General features: G+C 52.7%; 24 protein-coding genes, 1 tRNA gene and 1 riboswitch. Of the genes, 11 read left to right on the forward strand and 14 right to left on the reverse strand.

Translation table 11 applies throughout. The features are described 5' to 3' along the window. The coding region (locus HMPREF2959_RS09215) for a FimV/HubP family polar landmark protein (protein ID WP_305800035.1) at positions 1-647 on the forward strand (647 nt) is incomplete at its 5' end. A gap of 172 nt (positions 648-819) precedes the next feature. Here the strand turns inward: HMPREF2959_RS09215 and gloA are convergent. Genes gloA through HMPREF2959_RS09230 form a run of 3 tightly spaced genes read right to left on the reverse strand, consistent with a single transcriptional unit; the run spans position 820 to position 2,754 of the window. Then, positions 820-1,236: a lactoylglutathione lyase gene (gene gloA / locus HMPREF2959_RS09220; RefSeq protein ID WP_002216418.1), complete on the reverse strand. Its 417-nt coding sequence runs from the start codon at positions 1,234-1,236 to the stop codon at positions 820-822. A 23-nt stretch (positions 1,237-1,259) separates the two neighbouring features. Then, positions 1,260-2,429: a lipopolysaccharide assembly protein LapB gene (lapB, locus tag HMPREF2959_RS09225; RefSeq protein WP_002216415.1), complete on the reverse strand. Its 1,170-nt coding sequence runs from the start codon at positions 2,427-2,429 to the stop codon at positions 1,260-1,262. A 10-nt stretch (positions 2,430-2,439) separates the two neighbouring features. Beyond that, the gene (locus HMPREF2959_RS09230; protein WP_002234531.1) at positions 2,440-2,754 is read right to left on the reverse strand and encodes a LapA family protein; all 315 of its coding nucleotides are present in this window, start codon (positions 2,752-2,754) and stop codon (positions 2,440-2,442) included. 309 nt (positions 2,755-3,063) lie between these two features. On the opposite strand from HMPREF2959_RS09230, the gene ilvE reads away from it, so the two are divergent. Further along, positions 3,064-4,062, forward strand: coding sequence for a branched-chain-amino-acid transaminase (gene ilvE, locus HMPREF2959_RS09240; protein WP_002238678.1), 999 nt, complete (start codon positions 3,064-3,066; stop codon positions 4,060-4,062). Positions 4,063-4,305: 243 nt separating this feature from the next. On the opposite strand, the gene fabI is transcribed toward ilvE, so the two are convergent. The 3 genes from fabI to pgi all read right to left on the reverse strand — a co-directional run bounded on the left by fabI (position 4,306) and on the right by pgi (position 7,920). Continuing rightward, the gene (fabI, locus tag HMPREF2959_RS09245) at positions 4,306-5,091 is read right to left on the reverse strand and encodes an enoyl-ACP reductase FabI (protein ID WP_002216409.1); all 786 of its coding nucleotides are present in this window, start codon (positions 5,089-5,091) and stop codon (positions 4,306-4,308) included. Positions 5,092-5,245: 154 nt separating this feature from the next. Beyond that, positions 5,246-6,067 carry a 2,3,4,5-tetrahydropyridine-2,6-dicarboxylate N-succinyltransferase gene (gene dapD / locus HMPREF2959_RS09250; protein WP_002220281.1) on the reverse strand — a complete coding sequence of 274 codons (822 nt, stop codon included), beginning with the start codon at positions 6,065-6,067 and terminating at the stop codon, positions 5,246-5,248. Between the two features lie 209 nt (positions 6,068-6,276). Next, positions 6,277-7,920, reverse strand: a complete 1,644-nt coding sequence (gene pgi / locus HMPREF2959_RS09255; RefSeq protein ID WP_002243237.1) for a glucose-6-phosphate isomerase — start codon at positions 7,918-7,920, stop codon at positions 6,277-6,279. 510 nt (positions 7,921-8,430) lie between these two features. On the opposite strand from pgi, the gene pilG reads away from it, so the two are divergent. The 4 genes from pilG (at position 8,431) to HMPREF2959_RS09275 (ending at position 11,433) form a co-directional block, all read left to right on the forward strand. Further along, the gene (pilG, locus tag HMPREF2959_RS09260; RefSeq protein WP_002212336.1) at positions 8,431-9,663 is read left to right on the forward strand and encodes a type 4 pilus assembly protein PilG; all 1,233 of its coding nucleotides are present in this window, start codon (positions 8,431-8,433) and stop codon (positions 9,661-9,663) included. A gap of 73 nt (positions 9,664-9,736) precedes the next feature. Beyond that, positions 9,737-10,597 (forward strand): prepilin peptidase, encoded by an 861-nt coding sequence (locus HMPREF2959_RS09265; RefSeq protein ID WP_002243236.1) that lies wholly within the window; start codon positions 9,737-9,739, stop codon positions 10,595-10,597. 1 nt (position 10,598) lies between these two features. Continuing rightward, the gene (gene coaE / locus HMPREF2959_RS09270) at positions 10,599-11,231 is read left to right on the forward strand and encodes a dephospho-CoA kinase (protein WP_002243235.1); all 633 of its coding nucleotides are present in this window, start codon (positions 10,599-10,601) and stop codon (positions 11,229-11,231) included. Continuing rightward, positions 11,224-11,433 carry a DNA gyrase inhibitor YacG gene (locus HMPREF2959_RS09275; protein WP_002231696.1) on the forward strand — a complete coding sequence of 70 codons (210 nt, stop codon included), beginning with the start codon at positions 11,224-11,226 and terminating at the stop codon, positions 11,431-11,433. Before coaE ends, HMPREF2959_RS09275 begins: the two co-directional genes overlap by 8 nt. A gap of 84 nt (positions 11,434-11,517) precedes the next feature. On the opposite strand, the gene pilB is transcribed toward HMPREF2959_RS09275, so the two are convergent. From pilB to ispB, 4 genes are all read right to left on the reverse strand, one after another. Next, positions 11,518-13,194: a type IV-A pilus assembly ATPase PilB gene (pilB, locus tag HMPREF2959_RS09280; protein ID WP_002221967.1), complete on the reverse strand. Its 1,677-nt coding sequence runs from the start codon at positions 13,192-13,194 to the stop codon at positions 11,518-11,520. A 399-nt stretch (positions 13,195-13,593) separates the two neighbouring features. Further along, a tRNA-Arg gene (locus HMPREF2959_RS09285) sits at positions 13,594-13,665 on the reverse strand. A gap of 19 nt (positions 13,666-13,684) precedes the next feature. Beyond that, positions 13,685-14,131, reverse strand: coding sequence for a DUF441 domain-containing protein (locus HMPREF2959_RS09290; protein ID WP_002233503.1), 447 nt, complete (start codon positions 14,129-14,131; stop codon positions 13,685-13,687). Positions 14,132-14,135: 4 nt separating this feature from the next. After that, positions 14,136-15,110, reverse strand: coding sequence for an octaprenyl diphosphate synthase (gene ispB / locus HMPREF2959_RS09295; protein ID WP_002243234.1), 975 nt, complete (start codon positions 15,108-15,110; stop codon positions 14,136-14,138). Between the two features lie 223 nt (positions 15,111-15,333). Here ispB and rplU point away from each other — a divergent pair, with 223 nt between their 5' ends. The 3 genes from rplU (at position 15,334) to ubiM (ending at position 17,513) form a co-directional block, all read left to right on the forward strand. Continuing rightward, positions 15,334-15,642, forward strand: coding sequence for a 50S ribosomal protein L21 (rplU, locus tag HMPREF2959_RS09300; protein WP_002216394.1), 309 nt, complete (start codon positions 15,334-15,336; stop codon positions 15,640-15,642). Between the two features lie 24 nt (positions 15,643-15,666). Next, complete coding sequence (gene rpmA / locus HMPREF2959_RS09305) at positions 15,667-15,939, forward strand: 50S ribosomal protein L27 (RefSeq protein ID WP_002212328.1); 273 nt, start codon at positions 15,667-15,669, stop codon at positions 15,937-15,939. A gap of 389 nt (positions 15,940-16,328) precedes the next feature. Beyond that, positions 16,329-17,513, forward strand: coding sequence for a 5-demethoxyubiquinol-8 5-hydroxylase UbiM (gene ubiM / locus HMPREF2959_RS09310; protein WP_002226980.1), 1,185 nt, complete (start codon positions 16,329-16,331; stop codon positions 17,511-17,513). 270 nt (positions 17,514-17,783) lie between these two features. On the opposite strand, the gene rpmG is transcribed toward ubiM, so the two are convergent. The 4 genes from rpmG to farA form a co-directional block, all read right to left on the reverse strand. Further along, on the reverse strand, positions 17,784-17,939 hold the full coding sequence (gene rpmG / locus HMPREF2959_RS09315; RefSeq protein ID WP_002212306.1) for a 50S ribosomal protein L33: 156 nt from the start codon (positions 17,937-17,939) through the stop codon (positions 17,784-17,786). A gap of 31 nt (positions 17,940-17,970) precedes the next feature. Continuing rightward, positions 17,971-18,204, reverse strand: a complete 234-nt coding sequence (gene rpmB, locus HMPREF2959_RS09320) for a 50S ribosomal protein L28 (protein WP_002216391.1) — start codon at positions 18,202-18,204, stop codon at positions 17,971-17,973. A 249-nt stretch (positions 18,205-18,453) separates the two neighbouring features. Further along, entirely contained in the window at positions 18,454-19,980 is a 1,527-nt protein-coding gene (gene farB, locus HMPREF2959_RS09330) for a fatty acid resistance MFS efflux transporter permease subunit FarB (protein ID WP_002221963.1), read from the reverse strand. 23 nt (positions 19,981-20,003) lie between these two features. Then, on the reverse strand, positions 20,004-21,158 hold the full coding sequence (gene farA / locus HMPREF2959_RS09335; RefSeq protein ID WP_002243233.1) for a fatty acid resistance MFS efflux transporter adaptor subunit FarA: 1,155 nt from the start codon (positions 21,156-21,158) through the stop codon (positions 20,004-20,006). Between the two features lie 393 nt (positions 21,159-21,551). Continuing rightward, positions 21,552-21,596: riboswitch (PreQ1 riboswitch) on the forward strand. Between the two features lie 3 nt (positions 21,597-21,599). On the opposite strand from farA, the gene queF reads away from it, so the two are divergent. Together queF and HMPREF2959_RS09345 are read left to right on the forward strand one after the other, a co-directional pair. Next, positions 21,600-22,073 carry a preQ(1) synthase gene (gene queF, locus HMPREF2959_RS09340; RefSeq protein ID WP_002228968.1) on the forward strand — a complete coding sequence of 158 codons (474 nt, stop codon included), beginning with the start codon at positions 21,600-21,602 and terminating at the stop codon, positions 22,071-22,073. Positions 22,074-22,147: 74 nt separating this feature from the next. Next, a complete protein-coding gene (locus HMPREF2959_RS09345; protein WP_002243232.1) occupies positions 22,148-22,834 on the forward strand; it encodes a 7-cyano-7-deazaguanine/7-aminomethyl-7-deazaguanine transporter in 687 nt (228 codons plus the stop codon). Positions 22,835-22,949 lie beyond the last annotated feature (115 nt).

The raw sequence follows: 22,949 nt of genomic DNA on the forward strand, positions 1-22,949 counted from the left end.
ATTTGTCCGCATTACTTCAACCTTCTGAAGTACCTGCCGTTGAGGAAAATGCAGCGGAAATCGTTGCCGATGATTTGTCCGCACTGTTGCAACCTGCTGAAGCACCGGCTGTTGAGGAAAATGTAACGGAAACTGTTGCCGAAACGTCCGACTTCCACACCGCCGCAGACGATTTGTCCGCACTGTTGCAACCTGCTGAAGCACCGGCCGTTGAGGAAAATGTAACGAAAACCGTTGCCGAAATACCTGATTTCAACGCCACCGCAGACGATTTGTCCGCATTACTTCAACCTTCTGAAGTACCGGCCGTTGAGGAAAATGCAGCGGAAATCACTTTGGAAACGCCTGATTCCAACACCTCTGAGGCAGACGCTTTGCCCGACTTCCTGAAAGACGGCGAGGAGGAAACGGTAGATTGGAGCATCTACCTCTCGGAAGAAAATATCCCAAATAATGCAGATACCGGTTTCCCTTCGGAATCTGTAGGTTCTGACGCGCCTTCCGAAGCGAAATACGACCTTGCCGAAATGTATCTCGAAATCGGCGACCGCGATGCCGCTGCCGAGACAGTGCAGAAATTGCTGGAAGAAGCGGAAGGCGACGTACTCAAACGTGCCCAAGCATTGGCGCAGGAATTGGGTATTTGATTCCCAACTGCCCTTTCGCAGATCAAGGATGCCGTTTCAGACGGCATCTTTTTTTGCCTTATCGGTGTAACGGATAAAGTTTGAACCGGCACAGGCTCAAACAGCAGGCCGACGGCAACAAAATGCCGTCTGAAACCCCTAAAGGCTTCAGACGGCATTGGCGGCGGCGGTATCAGGCAGTTTGATAGGCAACCGAATCGTCACCGCTTTTCTTTTGAATGAACTCGATTTTGTATCCGTCGGGGTCTTCGACGAAGGCTATCACGGTTGTGCCGTGTTTCATCGGGCCGGCTTCGCGGACGACGTTTCCGCCCTGCCGCTTCACACGTTCGCAGGCTTCGTAGGCATCGTCCACTTCAACCGCGATGTGTCCGTAGGCGTTGCCCAAGTCGTATCGTTCCGTATCCCAGTTGTGCGTCAGTTCCAAAACCGTGCTGTCGGTTTCGTCGCCGTAACCGACGAAGGCAAGGGTAAATCTGCCTTCGGGATAATCTTTTCGGCGGAGCAGTTTCATACCCAAAACGTTTTGGTAGAAATCGAGGGATTTTTCGAGATTGCCCACGCGGAGCATAGTATGGAGTAAGCGCATTTTTGTGTTCCTCTCGGTAGTGGTTAAACTTCGATTTTGTTTGGCGTAAACGTCTGCCATTTGTTGCAGGCAGGACAATGCCAGAAAAAGACTTGTGATTTGAAGTGGCAGTTTCGGCACCGGTACATCACGCTGCGCTGTAGCTGCCGTCCGATAACCGAACGCATCATATCGGCATCGGCTTTCCAAGCCGGATCCAAATCGCTGAGTTTCAAACCAAGCAGGCGGTACACGCCGTTGAGGTCGGGCTTGCGGCGGACAAGCTCGACGGCGGTTTGCGCGGCTTCTTTCTCGCACTTAAGCAGCAGGGATTTCTCGTACACGACATTGATCAGGTCAAGTTCGGGAAACGTCTGCATATATCCTGTCAGACGGTTCAAGCCTTCTTCAGGTTTTCCCTGCGCGGCATAGGCTTCGTAAAGCTTCTCGCCGACCATGCTCAAGTATGCATGGTTTTGCTGCTCGATGGCGGCATAGGCTTCGACGGCGGCAGGGAAATTGCCTTGTCGGTGTTCGATGTCGCCCAAAATCATGTTGGCACGGGTGCATTTTTTGTTGGCTTCGAGTGCCTTGCCGACATTGAAACGCGCGACATCGAAATTGGACTTGAACAGCGCGGCTTGGGCAAGTTCGCAATAAAACTGGGCGATTTCAAACTGATAGGTCTGATCGTCATGGCTGAGCAGCCGGGCGGTTTCAACCGCTTTTTCCCAATCCCTGTCCTGTTGGTAGATATTGAGCAGGTGCTGTCTGGCTTCACGCGCCATTTTACCGTCTTGCAGCCCCAAAAAAATCTGTTCGGCACGATCGACCAACCCCGCACTTTGGTAGTTTTGCGCCAATTCAAACAGGACGCGCGCGCGCTTTTCGCCGACCGTATCGGGAGAATCGAGCATTGTCCGGTGTATGTTGATGGCTTTGTCGTTTTCGCCACGCTGACGGTAAAGCTTGCCTAGGGTGAGGTTTAGGTCGTATGACTGAGGCTGCTGATCAATGACCTCTGCCAATTCCCTGGCGGCACGTCCGCTGTTGCGGTCAACCAAGGCATCCAGACTTTTATAAAATCCCGACGGTATGCTTTTTGCCTGCTTTAATACAGTCTTCATATCCACACGGGCGGCAAACCAGCCCATCGCGAAGAAAACGGGCAAAAGGATAATCGGCAGCAGGATAATCCACAATTCATTGTCCATATCGGCTTTCTCAAGGCTGTTTGGCAGATTCGGGCGCATTTTGCGCCGGTGGTGCGGTCAGCTCTTTCCCCGTCAAACGCGCATTTTTCTTTACTTCGGCACGCAACCTGCCGTTCTCGCCACGTAACGACAACAACCGTCCGAACAAGGCAAACATTCCAAAAACAATACCGACTACAAATGCGCCGAACAATACGACAATCAGCGGCAAATCGAATTTTTGCCCCGGCAGGTAGGAAAAGGTAACGGCATCCGTATTAATGACGGCAAGCAGCAGGAAGAGCAGCAGGATAATGATTTTGATGACGGTATAGATAAGTTTCATGTTTGCTCCGTAAATAAAAACGCCGCCCGGACAGCTTCGCACTCTGAACCAAGATTGCGCTAGTTTAAACGATTTGCACGGTTTCGGATAGGATGCGGCAGCGTGTTCGGACGACATACGGAGTATGCGATTGCCGACAATTTTACCAAATACACCGTTCCTTTCCATTTGAAAAATAACGGATTGGACACCGCATCGACAGAAAAACCCGCCGCGCACTTGTCAAAACCCTGTTTGCAGGCGTATCTTTACAATCTTCAAATTCAAACCGTTCATTGAAACATATCAGAATAAGAAAGGCTTTACATCATGAGCAGACCCGTACCCGCCGTATTCGGCAGCGTTTTTCACAGTCAAATGCCCGTCCTCGCCTACCGCGAAGGCAAATGGCAGCCGACCGAATGGCAATCTTCCCAAGACCTCTCCCTCGTACCGGGTGCGCACGCCCTGCACTACGGCAGCGAATGTTTCGAGGGACTGAAAGCCTTCCGTCAGGCAGACGGTAAAATCGTACTGTTCCGTCCGACTGCCAATATCGCGCGTATGCGGCAAAGTGCGGACATTTTGCACCTGCCCCGCCCCGAAACCCAAGCCTATCTCGATGCTTTGGTCGAACTGGTCAAACGTGCCGCCGACGAAATTCCCGATGCGCCTGCCGCCCTGTACCTGCGCCCGACCTTAATCGGTACCGATCCCGTCATCGGCAAGGCCGGTTCTCCTTCCGAAACCGCCCTGCTGTATATTTTGGCTTCCCCCGTCGGCGACTATTTCAAAGTCGGTTCCCCCGTAAAGATTCTGGTGGAAACCGAACACATCCGCTGCGCCCCGCACATGGGCCGCGTCAAATGCGGCGGCAACTACGCTTCCGCTATGCACTGGGTGCTGAAGGCTAAAGCCGAATACGGCGCAAATCAAGTCCTGTTCTGCCCGAACGGCGACGTGCAGGAAACCGGCGCGTCCAACTTTATCCTGATTAACGGCGATGAAATCATTACCAAACCGCTGACCGACGAATTTTTGCACGGCGTAACCCGCGATTCCGTACTGACGGTTGCCAAAGATTTGGGCTATACCGTCAGCGAACGCAATTTCACGGTTGACGAACTCAAAGCTGCGGTGGAAAACGGTGCGGAGGCGATTCTGACCGGTACGGCAGCCGTCATCTCGCCCGTTACTTCCTTCGTCATCGGCGGCAAAGAAATCGAAGTGAAAAGCCAAGAACGCGGCTATGCCATCCGTAAGGCGATTACCGACATCCAGTATGGTTTGGCGGAAGACAAATACGGCTGGCTGGTTGAAGTGTGCTGATGCTTTAAATAAAAAATGCCGTCTGAAACCCGTTTGGCGTTTCAGACGGCATTTTCGCATCCGAACCGTTTCCGCCGCACCTGCAGCAAGTCGGCACAAAGGCAATCGGTTAAAACAAGCGTCCGCATTTCCCATCCCGCCTGCCGTAAGTCGGGCATTTCTCTAGAAATACGCTTCAGACGGCAAACCGCCGCCCGAAACCGATATGTGGCACGGACGGCGCACGGATTTGAAAACGGCGGATTATCCCTCGGTGCTCAAGGCATTGATGCTGTAACCGCCGTCAACGTAAGTGATTTCGCCGGTAATGCCGGACGACAGGTCGGACAGCAGGAAGGCGGCGGTATTGCCGACTTCTTCGATGGTAACGTTGCGGCGCAGCGGATTGTGGGCGGCGACGTGTCCCAAGAGTTTGCCGAAATCGGCGATGCCGGAGGCGGCGAGTGTTTTGATCGGACCGGCGGAAATGCCGTTGCAGCGGATGCCTTCTTTGCCCAGACAGGCGGCGGTAAAACGGATGCCCGCCTCAAGGCTGGCTTTTGCCATACCCATCACGTTGTAATTCGGAATCGCGCGCACCGCGCCCAAGTAGCTCAGGGCAACGATGGCGGAGTTTCTGCCGCGCATCATCGGACGGGCGGCTTTTGCCAATGCGGGCAGGCTGTATGCGGAAATTTCGTGTGCGGTGTTGAACGCTTCGCGGCTGATGCTATCGAGGAAGTCGCCGCTCAAGGCTTCTTTCGGTGCGAAGCCGATGGAATGCACCAAACCGTCCAAGCCGTCCCAATGTTTGCCCAAATCGACGAACACTTGGTTGATTTCGTCGTCGCTGGCGACATCGCAGCGGAACACGAGTTCGGAATCCAATTCCGCCGCCATTTTGCGGACGCGCTCTTCCAGTTTGTCCACAACGTAGGTAAACGCCAGTTCCGCGCCTTGTTCGCGGCAGGCTTTGGCGATGCCGTAAGCGATGGAACGCTCGGAAATCATGCCGGTAATCAGAATTTTTTTGCCTTGCAGAAAACCCATTTTGTATCCTTCAAATAGTGTTCGGTTCGTTCTAAACCGTTGATTATAGCAAATTGTCCCTGTTTCTGTGTTTTCACGTTGCAGCATGCAAACGGCAATGCCGTCCGAAGCGGATTTCAGACGGCATCGGACGTTTCAAATACGGTTTAAGGCATCAGATGCCGCGCAACAATTCGTTCACGCTGGTTTTCGCACGGGTTTGCGCGTCCACGCGTTTGACGATGACGGCGCAGTAAAGGCTGTGGCTGCCGTCTTTGGAAGGCATACTGCCGGACACGACGACCGAACCTGTCGGTACGCGGCCTTGGTAGATTTCGCCGGTGGTGCGGTCGAAGATTTTGGTGGATTGACCGATGAACACGCCCATCGAAATCACGCTGCCTTCTTCGACAATCACGCCCTCAACGATTTCAGAACGCGCACCGATGAAGCAGTTGTCTTCAATGATGGTGGGGGCGGCCTGCAGGGGTTCGAGTACGCCGCCGATACCGACGCCGCCACTCAAGTGCACGTTTTTACCGATTTGCGCGCAAGAGCCGACAGTCGCCCAAGTATCAACCATCGCGCCTTCGTCGACGTATGCGCCGATGTTGACGTAAGACGGCATCAGCACGACATTTTTCGCCACAAAGCTGCCGCGTCGGGCAACCGCACCCGGAACGGCGCGGAAGCCTGCGTTTTTGAACTCGTCTTCAGACCAGTCGGCAAACTTGGTCGGCACTTTGTCGAAGTATTTGTTCACGCCGTCGTTGAGGACTTCGTTGTCTTGGATGCGGAAGGACAGCAACACGGCTTTTTTCGCCCATTCGTTGACTTTCCACTCACCCACGCCCAAGCGTTCGGCAACGCGCAGTTTGCCTGAATCGAGTTGGCGGATGGTTTCCAACACGGCTTCTTTGACTTCGGGAGTAACGGTGGTCGGGGTAATGTCCGCGCGGTTTTCAAAGGCGGTTTCGATAATGTTTTGCAAAGACATAATGTTTCCTTATGTGAGATGTTTCGTGGGACGCTTGCCGGTATTTTCAAGCAGTATGTTCATTTGAAATGAATGCGCTATTGTGCCACGCAAACGCATATTCGTCAGCAATACACGGGCGGTTGCCGAACATTGGCGTTTCGGAATCGGGCGGGCGGCAGGTATTGCCTTTTCCGTGCCCGAATCAATACAGAACGGCGGCGGCACTTTTATGCCGCGCCGCCGCCTTTCAGACGGCATTCGCGGTAAAACGCCATCAGCCCTTCGGTCGAGGCATCGTGTACGGACGTGCCGCCTTCCAGTTCGCCGATGATGGTTTTCGCCAACTGTTTGCCGTACTCAACCCCCCACTGATCGAAGGGGTTGACGTTCCATATCGCGCCTTGGACGAAGGTTTTGTGTTCGTAAGCCGCCATCAGCATACCCAGATTGTAGGGCGTGAGGCGGTCGAGCAGGATGCTGTTGCTGGGGCGGTTGCCGGGGAATTCTTTGTGCGGCGCGAGGCGTTCGCGTTCCGCTTCGGGCAAATCTGCCAGTTCGGCGCGTGCTTCGTCCAAGGTTTTGCCCTTCATCAGGGCTTCCGCTTGGGCAAAGGCGTTGGCAACGGTAAAACGGCTGCGTCCGTCCTCCACGCCCTGCGCCGTCATCGGGACGATAAAGTCGCAGGGAATCAGGCGCGTGCCTTGGTGGAGCAGTTGGAAATAGGCGTGCTGGCAGTTGACCCCTTCACCGCCGAACACGATGCCGCCCGTTTTGCACACGGCGGGACTGCCGTCTGAAGCGCGGCTTTTGCCCAAACTCTCCATATCGAGCTGGTTCAGCCACACCGGCAGCAGGCGCAGGTTGTGGCTGTACGGAACGGCGGTCTGCCCGTCCGCGTGTTGGAAATTGTTATACCACACGGCAATCAGTGCCATCAGAACGGGAATGTTGCGGCGCGGCGGCGTGTGGAAAAAATGGCTGTCCATCGCGTGCGCCCCCGCCAACAACTCGCGGAAACGCGCCCCGCCGACCGCAACCATCACGGGCAAACCGACGGACGACCAGACGGAATAGCGTCCGCCCACCCAGTCGTACATCGCAAACACGCGTTCCGCCGCGATACCGAAAGCCGCAGCTGCCGCAGTGTCGGCAGACACCGCGCAAAAATGGCACGCCGTTTCGGATTCCGAGAACCCCGCACCGCGATACCACGCCTTGACTGCCTGTGCATTGAGCAGGGTTTCCGGTGTTTTGAAGGACTTGCTGGCAACGCAAAACACTGTCGTTTCGGGGTTCAGACGGCATAAAACCGCATCCAGGCAGGCAGGATCGGCGTTGGCGGCAAAATGGACGGCGATATGCCGTCTGAACGGCTCGAGTGCCTGCACGCACATTGCCGGCCCGAGGTCGGATCCGCCTATGCCGATGTGGACAAAATCCGTAATCCGTTTCCCAGTTATCCCCTGATACGAACCGTCGTCCAAACTGTGTGCAAACTCCAACGCACGATTTAACTCGCGGCGGATTTCGGGCAACACGTCCCTGCCGTCCACATAAACGGCATCCGCACCGTCGGGCAGGCGCAAAGCCGTATGCAGCGCGGCACGCCCCTCGCTGCCGTTGACTTTCGCACCCGTCCGCAAAGCACGCATTTTCCCTTCCAAATCCGCCGCGTCGGCAAGATTGCAGAGCAGTTGCAGCGTATCTTCGCCCAAACGGTTCTTGCTGTAATCGAACAACATCCCGTCCAAACGCTCGTGCATACGCTCAAAACGGTCGGGTTCGCAGGCAAAGCGGTCGCGCAAAAGGACATGACGCGTATCCTGATAATGGCGTTCGAGCGCATGCCATGCACGGGTAAAAGCATTCATCTGTTTTCCTTGATTTTTCAGAACCGGATTAAAATGTAGCAGAATGTAGTTTAACAAACGGCAGCGGCTTTGGCGAATCTCCGGAACACCGCCCGCCGCGTCCAATAGCACCTTATTTCCATATGGCGAAAATATAGTGAATTAACAAAAATCAGGACAAGGCGGCGAGCCGCAAGACAGTACAAATAGTACGGAACCGATTCACTTGGTGCTTAGCACCTTTAGAGAATCGTTCTCTTCTGAGCTAAGGCGAGCCAACGCCGTACCGGTTTTTGTTAATTCACTATACCCTCCGGCCGGCATTTGACCCGCAACAATATCCTGCAAGATTTATTGTGTACGCATAAATGCCGGACAGCCGCCTAAATAAGGTATAATCGCATCCGATTCTGTCCCGTTTGCCGCCCGCAGGCGGGATGTCGGCGGTTTTCATCTTACCGGGAACACGCCGGTACTGTTTTTTCACGATGTTTCTTACATTTTATTCCAATTACTTTACGGGGCTAGAATATGGCTAAAAACGGAGGATTTTCTTTGTTCGCAAAGAAAGAAAAACGCTTTATCTTTGAAGGCAGGCATTCCGCCTCCGACAAACTGGTCAACGGCGAAGTATCCGCGTTTACCGAAGAAGAGGCGCGCAAAAAACTGGCAAAACGCGGCATCCGCCCGTTGCAGATTACCCGTGTGAAAACAAGCTCCAAGCGCAAAATCACACAAGAAGACATCACCGTTTTCACCCGCCAGCTTTCCACGATGATTAAAGCGGGCCTGCCGCTGATGCAGGCATTTGAAATCGTGGCGCGCGGACACGGCAACCCGTCTATGACGGAAATGCTGATGGAAATCCGAGGCGAAGTGGAACAGGGCAGCTCGTTGAGCCGCGCATTCTCAAACCACCCGAAATATTTCGACCGCTTCTACTGCAACCTGGTTGCGGCGGGCGAAACGGGCGGCGTATTGGAAAGCCTGCTGGACAAATTGGCAATTTACAAAGAAAAAACCCAGGCCATCCGCAAAAAGGTAAAAACCGCGCTGACCTATCCGGTATCCGTCATCGCCGTCGCCATCGGTTTGGTATTCGTGATGATGATTTTCGTACTGCCCGCCTTTAAAGAAGTTTACGCCAATATGGGCGCGGAGCTTCCCCCACTGACCCAAACAGTGATGGATATGTCCGACTTTTTCGTCTCATACGGCTGGATGGTGCTGATTGCACTGGGCTTTGCCATATACGGCTTCCTTAAATTGAAGGCGCGTTCGATTAAAATCCAACGGCGTATGGATGCCATACTGCTGCGTATGCCGATTTTCGGAGACATTGTCCGCAAAGGGACGATTGCCCGCTGGGGCAGGACGACGGCGACGCTGATTGCGGCAGGCGTGCCTTTGGTCGATGTATTGGACTCCACTGCCGGCGCGGCGGGCAATTTAATCTATGAAGAAGCCACCCGGGAAATCCGTACGCGCGTCATCCAAGGTTTGTCTATGACTTCGGGGATGCGTGCGACGGAACTGTTCCCCAATATGATGTTGCAGATGTCTTCCATCGGCGAGGAATCGGGTTCTTTGGACGATATGCTCAACAAAGCCGCCGAATTTTACGAAGACGAGGTGGACAATGCGGTCGGCAGGCTGTCCGCTATGATGGAGCCGATCATTATCGTGATTTTAGGCTTGGTCATCGGCACGCTTCTGGTCGCCATGTATCTGCCGCTGTTTAATTTGGGCAACGTGGTCGCCTGATTTGCCGCACAGATCCGGCGCGGATTCGCTCTGCGCCGGTTTGTTTTTGTTTTGAATACATTGAGAACAAAATATGTCTGATTTGTCTGTATTGTCGCCGTTTGCCGTGCCTTTGGCAGCGGTGTTCGGGCTGCTGGTCGGCAGTTTCTTAAATGTCGTCATTTACCGCGTGCCGGTCATGATGGAACGCGGCTGGACGGTATTTGCCAAAGAATATTTAAACCTGCCGCTGACCGAAGAGGAAAGCCGTACCTTCAACCTGATGAAACCGGATTCCTGCTGTCCCAAATGCCGCGTGCCGATACGCGCGCGGCAGAACATCCCGATTGTCAGCTACCTGCTCCTGCGCGGCAAATGCGCCTCCTGCCAAACCAAAATCAGCATACGCTATCCCTTAATCGAACTGCTGACCGGCGTATTGTTCGGGCTGGTTGCCTGGCAATACGGCTGGTCTTGGATTACATTGGGCGGTTTGATACTGACCGCGTTTCTGATTTCCCTGACCTTTATCGATGCGGACACCCAATATCTGCCCGACTCGATGACATTATCCTTGATTTGGCTGGGGCTGATATTTAATTTGGACGGCGGCTTCGTGCCTTTGCAGTCTGCCGTTTTAGGTGCGGTTGCCGGCTATGGTTCATTATGGCTCTTATGTGCAGTGTATAAACTGCTCACAAGAAAAACCGGTATGGGCAACGGAGATTTCAAACTGATTGCCGCATTGGGCGCGTGGCTCGGCATATCCGCATTGCCCGTGCTGATTTTTGTTTCCTCGCTGATCGGTTTGGTCGCGGCAATCGTTATGCGCGTCGCCAAGGGGCAGCATTTTGCCTTCGGCCCCGCACTGACAGTTTCGGGCTGGATAATTTTTACGGCAAACGATTCCGTATGGCGGGCGGTCAACTGGTGGCTGACCCATCCGGTGCTGTAAGATGACGGTATGGGTCGGACTGACCGGCGGAATCGGCAGCGGCAAATCGGCAGCCGCGCAATGTTTTGCCGATTTGGGCGTACCGCGTATCGATGCGGATGCGGCGGCGCACTCGCTGACGGCTTCAGACGGCATCGCCCTGCCGGAAATCAGGCGGCTGTTCGGCGACACCGTTTTCGACACACAGGGTTTGTTGCGACGCGACATATTGCGTAAAGAAGTCTTTGCCTCCCCATCGCGAAAAGCCTTGCTCGAATCCGTGATGTTGCCGCTGATTTTCTCAGAAATCAAAAAACAGCAAGAAACATTTAACGACGCACCCTACGGCATTATCGAAATCCCACTGCTGACAGAAAAACGTCAATTCATGAAATTGATACAGCGCGTGCTGACCATAAGTGCCCCTGTGGAAAAACGTATCGGCAGGGTGATGGCCCGCAGCGGGCTGACGCGCGGCGAGGTGGCTGCCGTCATCAGCCATCAGGCATCCGAATCCGAACGCCTGCTGCTTGCAGACGATGTGCTGCTCAATGACGGCAGCCTCAAAAGCCTGCGTGATAAAACAATGCGCCTGCACGCGTTTTATTCAGGGATTTTCGCCTCAAAACCAACACAAGGAAAACACAATGGCTGAATCGCGGCAAACACGCCTTCAAGTCAAATGTCCGACCTGTCAAACAGCAGTAGTATGGAAACCGGAAAACGCATTCCGCCCCTTCTGTTCGCAACGCTGCAAACTGATCGACTTGGGCGGATGGGCAGACGGGAAATATACGGTTTCCAGCCAAACGGAAAGTTTGCCGGAAATATCCGAACCCGACATGGCATACCGCTGACCGCCCCGCCTTCCCGGCAAACACCCTGAAAGTCAAATGCCGTCTGAAACAAACACGCTTCAGACGGCATTTTCATTCTCAAACCTAATCGTTGGTATTTGCCGTTACCTCTTCCAATGAAGTAATGCCCTGCATAACTTTCAAAATACCGGCCCGGCGCAAATCCACCATACCCTCCTTATAGGCAACGTCCAAAATATCCACTTCCGTACCGTTGTTCATAATCACACGCTGCATTTCTTCGCTGATGGGCATAACCTCATACACGCCCGCACGCCCCTTATAACCCTGCCCCCGGCAACGGTCGCAACCGACGGCGCGGTAAAGTTTCCAATCTTTTGCAAGGTCCTCATCGGTGAAGCCGACTTCCTTCAAAGCAGAGGCAGACGGGCGTTCCACTTCCTGTTTGCAGCTCGAACACAGCCTGCGTAAAAGACGCTGCGCCATAATCAGGCTGACCGAACTGGCAATATTAAACGGCGCGACACCCATATTCAGCATACGCGACAACGTCGCCGGCGCATTATTGGTGTGCAGGGTGGAAAACACCATATGCCCTGTTTGTGCCGCCTTAATCGCAATATCGGCAGTTTCCAAATCACGAATCTCACCGACCATAATGATGTCCGGGTCCTGACGCAGGAAAGACTTCAAAGCAGCGGCAAAAGTCAGACCCTGCTTATCATTGACGTTAACCTGATTGATGCCCGGCAGGTTAATCTCGGCAGGGTCTTCCGCCGTTGCAATATTTACCGACTCCGTATTCAAAATATTCAAACAGGTATAGAGCGACACCGTCTTACCCGAACCCGTCGGACCGGTTACCAGCACCATCCCGTAGGGACGGTGAATCGCTTCCAACAACAATTTTTTCTGAAACGGCTCAAAACCGAGCTGGTCGATGTTCAAAGACGCGGCATCGGAATTCAAAATCCGCATCACGACCTTTTCGCCAAACAGCGTCGGCAATGTGCTGACACGGAAATCGACAGGCTTGCCGCCCTTTTGAAAGGTCAGCTGCATCCTGCCGTCCTGCGGTATCCGTTTTTCGGAAATGTCCAAACGCGACATTACCTTAATCCGGGAAGCAAGCTGCCCCCTTACCGCAATGGGCGGCTGAACCACCTCGCGGAGCTGCCCGTCCACACGGAAACGGATACGGGCATTGTGTTCGTAAAACTCGAAATGGATGTCCGATGCCCCGCTGCGCAAGGCATCCGACAAAGTCTTATGGATAAACCTCGGAACAGGGCCGTCTTCTGCCTCCTCGTTGTCGATATACAGGGTGTGGCTTTCCTCTTCCTCCTGCCCCTCCCCAAGCTCCTGAAGCAGCGATGTCGAACGCGAACCCACCCAATCGAGCAAACCCGCCAACTGGTCATCCTCGACAATGACCAACTCAACCTCAATCCCTGCGGCAGAAACGGTTTTCTGAATTTGCGGCATCTGTGTCGGATCGGAAACCGCAAAAAATACTTTGTCGCCCCGACGGAAAACCGGCACACAGTGGAACTCCACCATCTGCTCCTCCGTCAACACCCCCATCAGCACCCTGTGGCGCGGATAATGACGCAAATCAAGAATCGAATAACTGAACACCCTCGCAATCAATGCCGCAAGCGACTTGGGCGAAATGACACCGTCTGAAAACAGCATCGGCAACACTTCCTTACCCGCCTGCGACTCATTGTAGTAATGCTCGGCCTGCTCAACAGTAACCACCTGGTTTTGAACCAGAATCCTCAGCAAACCTACGCTCATACGACCTTATCCCCAAATTTATTCATTGTTATACCTGTACAGCTTTTATAGTGGATTAAATTTAAACCAGTACGGCGTTGCCTCGCCTTAGCTCAAAGAGAACGATTCTCTAAGGTGCTGAAGCACCAAGTGAGTCGGTTCCGTACCATCTGTACTGTCTGCGGCTTCGTCGCCTTGTCCTGATTTAAATTTAATCCACTATATCATAAAACAACAGATTTCCAAGCCGGAACATCTTTTACGGAGCCTGAAAATCATTTCATGATTCTACCGTCCTAAAGGTCGGTTTTTCAAGCAGGAAGAAAAAGTTTTCAGATGGCAAAAAAGCCCTCCAACACTGAAAGGCCTTATATCGGAAACTTCCCGCAACACGGGAAACAGACAAATGAAATCGTCAAACCTCGCCAACAGGAATCGAACCTGTATTTTACGCTTAGGAGGCATACGTTCTATCCGTTGAACTATGGCGAGCCGAAATGAAAAGGAGATTTTAACCCTTTCCGACGACAAAAGACAAGATGCCGGCCGCAATCAGCGGCCCGACAGGGATACCGCCCATAAATGCCACCCCGATAACCGTCCCGATTAACAGCCCTGTAATTAAAACAGGCTGCTGTCCCATCAAAGGCACGCCGCGTCCCGCCAGCCAAGCCACGAAAATACCGATAAAAACGGCGGATATCATTTTAAAATTCAAAAATTCGGCAACGGGAGGAACCTGCGCCTTTCCTGAAACCAACGGACTCAAAACCCCTATGGTCAAAAGAATGATACCGAGATTCAACCCGTGCTTCTCGACCAACGGGACAAACTGTATCAATGCCGTCTGCTGCATCAGCAGCAATATGGTTGCCGAGATGGTAATCGAATTGTTGTTGCTGACCACCCCCAACAGAATCAGCGTAACCAGAAACAGGGGAGCAAAACTGAAATTCATCGCCTCAAGACACCCTGACCAAAGATTCCTTCGCCAGCTGAATCATGGCATCCTTCACTTCGCTGTCGGGCAGGGCATCCAACGCGGCAACGGCACAATCGACTGCTTTGCGCGCCTCGCCTATCGAATATGCCAACGCATCCGAACGGACGACATAATCGTGGATTTTCTCAAAATAGCTGCAATCTGCATTTTCCAAAGCAGTACGCACATCGTTCGCAATCTGTTCGGAACCCTGACGCATCAGATAAATCAAAGGCAAAGTCGGTTTTCCTTCCGCCAAATCGTCGCCGACGTTTTTGCCGGTTTCTTCGGTTTCGCCAGAATAGTCCAGCACATCGTCAATAATTTGGAATGCCGTGCCGACGTACATACCGTAGTCTTTCAACGCCTGTTCGTGTTCGGGGGAAGCCTTGCCCAAAATTGCGCCGACTTGAGCGGCAGCTTCAAACAATTTTGCCGTTTTATATTGGATAACTTGGATATATTGTTCTTCGGTAATGTCCGTATTGCCGATGTTCATCAGCTGCATGACTTCGCCCTCGGCAATAATGTTGGTTGCATCCGCCATCACTTCCAAAACGCGCATACTGCCCGAGGCAACCATCAGTTGAAAGGCGCGCGTGTATAAAAAGTCGCCAACCAACACAGCCGCCGCATTGCCGAACAGATTGTTTGCCGTTGCCCGCCCACGGCGCAAATCGCTTTCATCGACGACATCGTCGTGCAGGAGGGTGGAAGTGTGGATAAACTCGACCATCGCCGCCAGCGAATACAGTTTCTCGTCATCATAACCGACCGCCTTACCCGCCAAAATCGTCATAATCGGACGCAGGCGTTTGCCGCCCGCGCTGATGATATATGTACCGATTTGCGAAATCAGTGCGACATCGGATTGCACCGCACGGTTGATGACTTCATTGACTTTGGCAAGGTCTTCAGGCAGATGTCGCTGGAAATAGGGCAGATTCTCGAGCATGGCAGACTCTCAGGTTTACGTTTCCGTCAAACGGCAGATACCGCTTGAAAGCTGATTCAAATAGCGGGCAATTATATCAGCAAAGCCATCAGGGTACATCTTTTCAGACGGCATATGGTTATCCGAACCGCGCAAACTTTGACAAAACAGGCAAATAACAATACAATGCCGAGTTCCGCACAATGGTGTGCGGATATTAACCATAACCCTTATGGAGTTGAGTATGTACGCGGTCGTAAAAACCGGCGGCAAACAGTATAAAGTTTCCGTCGGCGAAAAATTGAAAGTAGAACAGATACCAGCCGAACTCGACAGCCAAATCGAACTGACCGAAGTTTTGATGATTGCTGACGGCGAATCTGTAAAAGTTGGCGCACCCTTTATCGAAGGTGCAAAAGTAACGGCTAAAGTAGTGGCACACGGTCGTGGCGAAAAAGTCCGCATCTTCAAAATGCGCCGCCGCAAACACTACCAAAAACGCCAAGGCCACCGCCAAAATTTCACCCAAATCGAAATCGTGGCAATCGCCTAACCTTAAAACTTAGGAGCATTACAAATGGCAAGTAAAAAAGCAGGCGGCAGCACCCGCAACGGTCGCGATTCAGAAGCCAAACGCTTGGGCGTTAAAGCCTACGGCAACGAGCTGATTCCCGCAGGTTCCATCATCGTACGCCAACGCGGTACCAAATTCCACGCAGGCGACAACGTAGGTATGGGCAAAGACCACACTTTGTTCGCCAAAGTTGACGGTTATGTCGAATTCAAAACCAAAGGCGCGCTGAACCGTAAAACTGTCAGCATCCGTCCTTACACCGGTTCTGAAGAATAATCCAACCGATACCTGAAGCCGCATCTTTTCACGATGCGGCTTTTTATAGTGGATTAACAAAAATCAGGACAAGGCGACCGAAGCCGCAGACAGTACGAATAGTACGGAACCGATTCACTCGGTGCTTAGCACCTTTAGAGAATCGTTCTCTTCGAGCTAGGGCGAGGCAACGCCGTACTGGTTTAAATTTAATCCACTATACATACCCCACACCCGATTTGATACACATTAAGCTGAAAGTAAAAATCCGCATACACCCTCCCCTGCATATTTCTTCAACAGTGGGTTTTGATATAATCGCCTATCTGTTACAGATAGTTCAAACGGCATTCAAACCCTTACAAATACCGTCTGAAATCATCGGCATCCGTCTATGCAAAGGATATTTTATGAGTTTACACAGCGACATCCTCGTCGTCGGCGCAGGTCCGGCGGGTTTAAGTTTTGCAGCCGAACTTGCCGGCAGCGGTTTGAAAGTTACCCTGATCGAACGCAGCCCACTGACTGTTCTGCAAAATCCTCCATATGACGGACGCGAAATCGCCCTGACCCATTTTTCCCGCGAAATCATGCAGCGTCTGGGTATGTGGGACAAAATTCCCGAAAATGAAATTTACCCTTTGCGCGATGCCAAAGTGCTGAACGGACGTTCCGACTACCAGCTCCACTTTCCCCAACCGACCGAGGCGCGCGGCGAACCTGCCGACTGTTTGGGCTATCTTATTTCCAACCACAATATCCGACGCGCTGCCTACGAAGTCGTATCCCAACTCGACAACATTACCATTCTGACCGATACGGTTGTCAAAGAAGTCAAAACATCTGACAACGAAGCACAAGTCATTTTGGAAAACGGCAAAATCCTGACTGCACGCCTGCTTTTGGCGGCAGACAGCCGCTTCTCGCAAACCCGTCGACAACTCGGTATCTCCTCCGATATGCACGATTACAGCCGAACCATGTTCGTCTGCCGTATGAAACATACCCTTTCCAACCAACATACCGCTTACGAATGCTTCCATTACGGACGCACCATCGCACTGCTGCCGCTGGAAGAGCACCTGACCAATACCGTCATTACCGTCGATACCGATAAAATCAACAGCGTTCAAAACCTTTCGCCCGAAGAATTGGCGGCAAGCGTAAAAGAACAGCTCAAGGCCAGGCTCGGCGATATGGAACTGGTCAGCAGCATCCACCATTACCCCCTTGTCGGTATGATTGCCAAACGTTTCTACGGCAAACGCAGCGCGCTGATCGGCGATGCGGCTGTCGGTATGCACCCCGTTACCGCACACGGTTTCAACTTGGGTCTGTCCAGCGCAGATATTTTGGCAAAACTGATACTCGAAGCCGAGCAGCGCGGTCAGGACATCGGCGCGGCTTCCTTGTTGGAAAAATACAGCAGCAAACATATGCTGCACGCCCATCCGCTTTATCACGGGACCAATATGATGCTGAAGCTGTTTACCAACGAAACCGCACCGGCAAAACTGCTGCGCGGCTTGGTATTGCGTGCCGGCAACAATTTCCCGCCGCTGAAAAAGCTGATTACCAAACAACTGACCGGTTGAAAACTGCCGAAATGCCGTCTGAAACGTTTCAGACGGCATTTTTGTATTATAGTGGATTAACAAAAATCAGGACAAGGCGACCGAAGTGCAGACAGTACAAATAGTACGGAACCGATTCACTTGGTGCTTAGCACCTTTAGAGAATCGTTCTCTATCCTTGGCAGACGGTTTGCAGCAGATTCGCATACGGCAGATGTTTCAAGCGGAAAAGAAACACGATAAAAATAAAAAAGCCTCCGAACAGTCGGAGGCTTTGCTTTCAAACTGAAATTATTTCAGTTTGGTTTCTTTGTACACTACGTGTTTGCGGGCAACCGGATCGAATTTTTTAATTTCCAGTTTGCCGGGCATAGTGCGTTTGTTTTTGGTAGTGGTGTAGAAGTGACCAGTACCTGCACTGGATTCCAGTTTGATTTTATCGCGCATTGCAGTAATCCTTAATTAAATAGTGTTTAAATTAAGCTTCGCCGCGAGCACGCAAATCAGCCAATACGACATCAATGCCTACTTTGTCGATGGTACGCAGTGCAGCGTTGGAAACGCGCAGGCGAACCCAGCGGTTTTCACTTTCTACCCAAAAACGACGTGATTGCAAGTTGGGCAAAAAACGGCGTTTGGTTTTGTTGTTGGCGTGCGATACGTTGTTGCCGGACATCGGGCGTTTGCCGGTCACTTTGCAAACTCGTGCCATAATCAGTCTCCAAACTTCTAAAATAGTAAAACGCGATTTATACCACGAAAAACAGTGTTAGTTCAAGTGTTTTAAAGAAAAACGGCTGTTTTGCGCGGATAATCCTTCCGATTGTCGCATCTGCGGAACGTTTGCAGGTGCGAAACAGATGGGGCGCGATTATAGCGGATTTCGGGAACTGCTGCATTCAAAATGCCGTCCGAACATATTTCCAGTATTTTCAGACGGCATTTCAAGTTTTCAAATCCCTCAATGTCCACCGCCGCCGCCGTTGTGGAACGGCGGTTTTGCCAGCCATATGACAGGAATCATGATGATGAACAGCAGGCTGCCCGCCATAAAGATTTCGTTCGAGCCGATAATAAAACCCTGCTGGGTAATGGTATTGTTGATAATACCTGCGGTTTGAATGTCGGAAACGCCGTGCTGGGACAAATGCGCCGCCGTTTCGTGCAATGTCGCGGAATATGGCGTGATGTGTTCGGCAAAGCGTGTATGGTGCAACGCTTCGCGCCGTTCCCACAGGGTGCTGACGACGGATACGCCGACACCGCCCATCAGCACGCGCAAGAAATTCGACAGGCTGCCTGCGGCGGCAATCTGTCCGCCCTTCATGTGCGACAGTGTGATGGTGGTCAGCGGCAGGAAGAACATGGCAACGCCTGCCCCCTGCCAAAACTGCGGCCAGATGACGTTGCCGATATCCATGTCGGCATAAAAATCGGTGCGCCAATAGAAAGTAAAGGCAAAGGTCAGGAAGCTGGCGGTTACGAGCAGGCGCATATCGATTTTATTGCCGAACCTGCCGATTAACGGAGACAGGAAGACGGGCAGGATGCCGACGGGTGCGGCGGCAAGCCCCGCCCACGTGGAGGTATAGCCCAGGTTGGTCTGCAACACTAACGGCAGCAAGGTCAGCGTCCCCATATACACCATAAAACCCAATGATGTGGCAATTACGCCGACGGTAAAATTCCGATCTTTAAACAGCGATAAATCGACAATCGGATATTTTTCTCCCAATTCCCAAACAATAAAATACGACAAACACACCAGTGCGACTACGCCCAAGGTAATGATTTCTCCAGAGGCGAACCAGTCGAGTTCCTTACCCCTGTCCAGCATCATCTGTAACGCGCCGATACCGACTACCATCAATGTAAGCCCGACATAGTCGGTCGGCATTTTAACGGTTTCCGTTTCCCGATATTTCAAATGTTTCCATGTAATCCATGCCGATATGATACCGATAGGGATATTAATGAAGAAAATCCAACCCCAATGCCAGTTTCCGGAAATCCAGCCGCCGAGTATCGGCCCGAGAACAGGGGCGACAACGACGGTCATTGCCCACAATGCCAGTGCCAGCGTCCGTTTTGCGGGCGGATAGGATGCCATTAACAGGCTTTGCGACAGGGGAATCAGCGGCCCGGCGATAAAACCCTGCAAGATGCGGAAAAACACCAAAGCCTGAAGGTTGGGCGCGATGCCGCACAGCCATGATGTGATGACGAAACCGACAGCGGCGGCGGTAAACAATTTGACCTCGCCGATACGTTTTGCCAAAAAGCCCGTTAACGGCACGGAAACGGCGTTTGCCACAGCAAAAGAAGTAATGACCCACGTCCCCTGCGTGGTTGCCGCACCGAGGTTGCCGGCGATGACGGGAACGGCGACATTGGCGATAGTCGTATCTAAAACTTCCATAAATACGGCAAGCCCCAAAGACAGCGTAACCCACGCCAATGCCGCACCCTTAAGCGGTGGATAATCCATTGTGTCCTCCGTTTCAGACGGCATCAGGGCGCGGATTGCCCGAGGATTTCATCGACCGTCCGATCGACTTCCGACCAGTCGGTACTTTCCATTTCCGGCAATGCCGCACCCGGCGTTTTTGAAACAGGCGCGCCTGCGGCGGAAGTATCCACTTTAACCGTCATCGACAAACCGATACGCAACGGATGCCTGTCCACATCTTCGCGGTTCAGCACGATACGGACGGGGACGCGCTGCACCACTTTAATCCAGTTGCCCGTTGCGTTTTGCGCCGGAATCAGCGAAAACGCGCTGCCCGTACCTGCCGAAAACCCTGCCACCCTGCCGCGATAAACAATTTGTTTGCCGTACAAATCGGACACCAGTTCGGCAGGCTGTCCGATTTTCATATGCCGCAACTGCGTCTCTTTAAAATTGGCATCCACCCACACATCCGACAGCGGCACCACCGCCATCAGCGGCGCGCCTGCCGCCACCTGCTGCCCGACCTGCACCGAACGCTTCGCCACCTGACCGTCCGCCGGCGCGCGGATTTGCGTCCGCTGAAGGTTCAACCACGCATCTTTCAACCTGCCGATTGCCGTCTGAACCGCCGGCTGTTCGCGCAAAGAAACATCTCCGCCCAAAGCCGCGCGTGCCGAAGACTCTTCCGCCAAAGCCGCTTTGACCGCCGCCTGCGCCTGAGACACTGCCGCACGGGCGTGTGCCAGCTCTTCGGCGGACACCGCGCCCGATTCCGCCAAAGCAGACCGGCGGCGCAAATCATCCTGTGCGCGTGCCAAATCCGCCCGGCGCAAGGCAACCTGCGCCCCCGCCTGCGAAGTGGCGGCATTTTGCCGGCGGTTTTGCCGCACCGCCTGAACCAGCTCGTTTTTTGCCCGCTCGTAAGCCAGCACATCATTATCGTCGTCCAATACCGCCAGCACGTCGCCTTTTTTCACGGCATCCGTATCGTCGTGCAAAACCTTCCGCACCGTACCGCCCTTTTGCGGCGTAACCTGAACCACGCGTCCGGCAACATAAGCGTCTTCCGTTTCCTCTTCGTGCTGCCACCATAAAAAAAACGCCGACCCGGCGGCTACGGCGGCAAGCGCGAACAGCAGCGTCAATGCCGTCAGGCGGCGTTTGCGTTTGGCTTGCGTGTTTTGAAGTTTTGTTTCGTCCGTGTGCGTATCCATAAGATTGGGTTCCGAATTTCCTGATTTCATATAAACAATGTTCTTTCAATAGGAAGCAGATTCTATATCCGCGCAATAACGCAATCAAGTCAGTATTTTAGATGCAATATTCAAAAAACAACGCTTCAGGCGGCAAAACTGAAAATATATTTCGTTTATATAATGGATTAACAAAAATCAGGACAAGGCGGCGAAGCCGCAGACAGTACAAATAGTACGGAACCGATTCACTTGGTGCTTCAGCCCTTTAGAGAATCGTTCTCTTCGAGCTAGGGCGAGGCAACGCCGTACTGGTTTTTGTTAATCCACTATATATGACACGGAAAACGCCGCCGTCCAAACCATGCCGTCTGAAGAAAACTACACAGATACCGCCGCTTATATTACAATCGCCGCCCCGTGGTTCGAAAACCTCCCACACTAAAAAACTAAGGAAACCCTATGTCCCGCAATACCGAAGAGCTGCAAGGCATCTCGCTTTTGGGTAATCAGAAAACCCGATATCCGACCGGCTACGCGCCTGAAATTCTCGAAGCATTCGACAACAAACATCCCGACAACGACTATTTCGTCAAATTCGTCTGCCCAGAGTTCACCAGCCTCTGCCCCATGACCGGGCAGCCCGACTTCGCCACCATCTACATCCGCTACATTCCGCACATCAAAATGGTGGAAAGCAAATCCCTGAAACTCTACCTCTTCAGCTTCCGCAACCACGGCGATTTTCATGAAGACTGCGTCAACATCATCATGAAAGACCTCATTGCCCTGATGGATCCGAAATACATCGAAGTATTCGGCGAGTTCACACCGCGCGGCGGCATCGCCATTCATCCGTTTGCCAATTACGGCAAAGCAGGCACCGAGTTTGAAGCATTGGCGCGTAAACGCCTGTTTGAGCACGACGCACAATAAACCATCCTTCCCGTATTTCAGACGGCATTCCTTCGATACGGTATGCCGTCTGAACGCTTTTCCGAAAGATTTTTATGTACGCATTTACCGACGCACAGCAACAGAAGGCACTCTTCTGGCTGGTGCTTTTTCATATCCTCATCATCGCCGCCAGCAACTATCTGGTGCAGTTCCCCTTCCAAATTTTCGGCATCCACACCACTTGGGGCGCATTTTCCTTCCCCTTCATCTTCCTTGCCACCGACTTGACCGTCCGCATTTTCGGTTCGCACTTGGCACGGCGGATTATCTTTTGGGTCATGTTCCCCGCCCTTTTGCTTTCCTACGTCTTTTCCGTTTTGTTCCACAACGGCAGTTGGACGGGCTTGGGCGCACTGTCCGAATTCAACACCTTTGTCGGACGCATCGCGCTGGCAAGTTTTGCCGCCTACGCGCTCGGACAAATCCTCGATATTTTTGTATTCAACAAATTACGCCGTCTGAAAGCGTGGTGGATTGCCCCGACCGCATCAACCGTCATCGGCAACGCCTTGGATACGCTGGTATTTTTCGCCGTTGCCTTCTACGCAAGCAGCGATGAATTTATGGCGGCAAACTGGCAGGGCATCGCCTTGGTCGATTACCTGTTCAAACTCACCGTCTGCGGTCTGTTTTTCCTGCCCGCCTACGGCGTGATTCTGAATCTGCTGACGAAAAAACTGACGACCCTGCAAACCAAACAGGCGCAAGACCGCCCCGCGCCCTCGCTGCAAAATCCGTAACACAGCCCTGCCGGGAATCGGGACGGTTGGGTTTTCTTTTATTTGCAAACACTGCCGGAACGGATAAATCCGGATTCCCGCCACTTCGTCATTCCCGCGAAAGCGGGAATCCGGT

This window comes from Neisseria sp. HMSC070F02, from assembly GCF_001814225.1.
In the GTDB taxonomy this organism is placed as follows: Bacteria; Pseudomonadota; Gammaproteobacteria; order Burkholderiales; family Neisseriaceae; genus Neisseria; species Neisseria meningitidis.

Bases quoted from the DNA above. Each gene is read 5' to 3' on its own strand.
- gloA (WP_002216418.1), bottom strand. From the start codon at position 1,236: ATGCGCTTACTCCATACTATGCTCCGCGTGGGCAATCTCGAAAAATCC.
- lapB (WP_002216415.1), bottom strand. From the start codon at position 2,429: ATGGACAATGAATTGTGGATTATCCTGCTGCCGATTATCCTTTTGCCC.
- HMPREF2959_RS09230 (WP_002234531.1), bottom strand. From the start codon at position 2,754: ATGAAACTTATCTATACCGTCATCAAAATCATTATCCTGCTGCTCTTC.
- ilvE (WP_002238678.1), top strand. From the start codon at position 3,064: ATGAGCAGACCCGTACCCGCCGTATTCGGCAGCGTTTTTCACAGTCAA.
- fabI (WP_002216409.1), bottom strand. From the start codon at position 5,091: ATGGGTTTTCTGCAAGGCAAAAAAATTCTGATTACCGGCATGATTTCC.
- dapD (WP_002220281.1), bottom strand. From the start codon at position 6,067: ATGTCTTTGCAAAACATTATCGAAACCGCCTTTGAAAACCGCGCGGAC.
- pgi (WP_002243237.1), bottom strand. From the start codon at position 7,920: ATGAATGCTTTTACCCGTGCATGGCATGCGCTCGAACGCCATTATCAG.
- pilG (WP_002212336.1), top strand. From the start codon at position 8,431: ATGGCTAAAAACGGAGGATTTTCTTTGTTCGCAAAGAAAGAAAAACGC.
- HMPREF2959_RS09265 (WP_002243236.1), top strand. From the start codon at position 9,737: ATGTCTGATTTGTCTGTATTGTCGCCGTTTGCCGTGCCTTTGGCAGCG.
- coaE (WP_002243235.1), top strand. From the start codon at position 10,599: ATGACGGTATGGGTCGGACTGACCGGCGGAATCGGCAGCGGCAAATCG.
- HMPREF2959_RS09275 (WP_002231696.1), top strand. From the start codon at position 11,224: ATGGCTGAATCGCGGCAAACACGCCTTCAAGTCAAATGTCCGACCTGT.
- pilB (WP_002221967.1), bottom strand. From the start codon at position 13,194: ATGAGCGTAGGTTTGCTGAGGATTCTGGTTCAAAACCAGGTGGTTACT.
- HMPREF2959_RS09290 (WP_002233503.1), bottom strand. From the start codon at position 14,131: ATGAATTTCAGTTTTGCTCCCCTGTTTCTGGTTACGCTGATTCTGTTG.
- ispB (WP_002243234.1), bottom strand. From the start codon at position 15,110: ATGCTCGAGAATCTGCCCTATTTCCAGCGACATCTGCCTGAAGACCTT.
- rplU (WP_002216394.1), top strand. From the start codon at position 15,334: ATGTACGCGGTCGTAAAAACCGGCGGCAAACAGTATAAAGTTTCCGTC.
- rpmA (WP_002212328.1), top strand. From the start codon at position 15,667: ATGGCAAGTAAAAAAGCAGGCGGCAGCACCCGCAACGGTCGCGATTCA.
- ubiM (WP_002226980.1), top strand. From the start codon at position 16,329: ATGAGTTTACACAGCGACATCCTCGTCGTCGGCGCAGGTCCGGCGGGT.
- rpmG (WP_002212306.1), bottom strand. From the start codon at position 17,939: ATGCGCGATAAAATCAAACTGGAATCCAGTGCAGGTACTGGTCACTTC.
- rpmB (WP_002216391.1), bottom strand. From the start codon at position 18,204: ATGGCACGAGTTTGCAAAGTGACCGGCAAACGCCCGATGTCCGGCAAC.
- farB (WP_002221963.1), bottom strand. From the start codon at position 19,980: ATGGATTATCCACCGCTTAAGGGTGCGGCATTGGCGTGGGTTACGCTG.
- farA (WP_002243233.1), bottom strand. From the start codon at position 21,158: ATGGATACGCACACGGACGAAACAAAACTTCAAAACACGCAAGCCAAA.
- queF (WP_002228968.1), top strand. From the start codon at position 21,600: ATGTCCCGCAATACCGAAGAGCTGCAAGGCATCTCGCTTTTGGGTAAT.
- HMPREF2959_RS09345 (WP_002243232.1), top strand. From the start codon at position 22,148: ATGTACGCATTTACCGACGCACAGCAACAGAAGGCACTCTTCTGGCTG.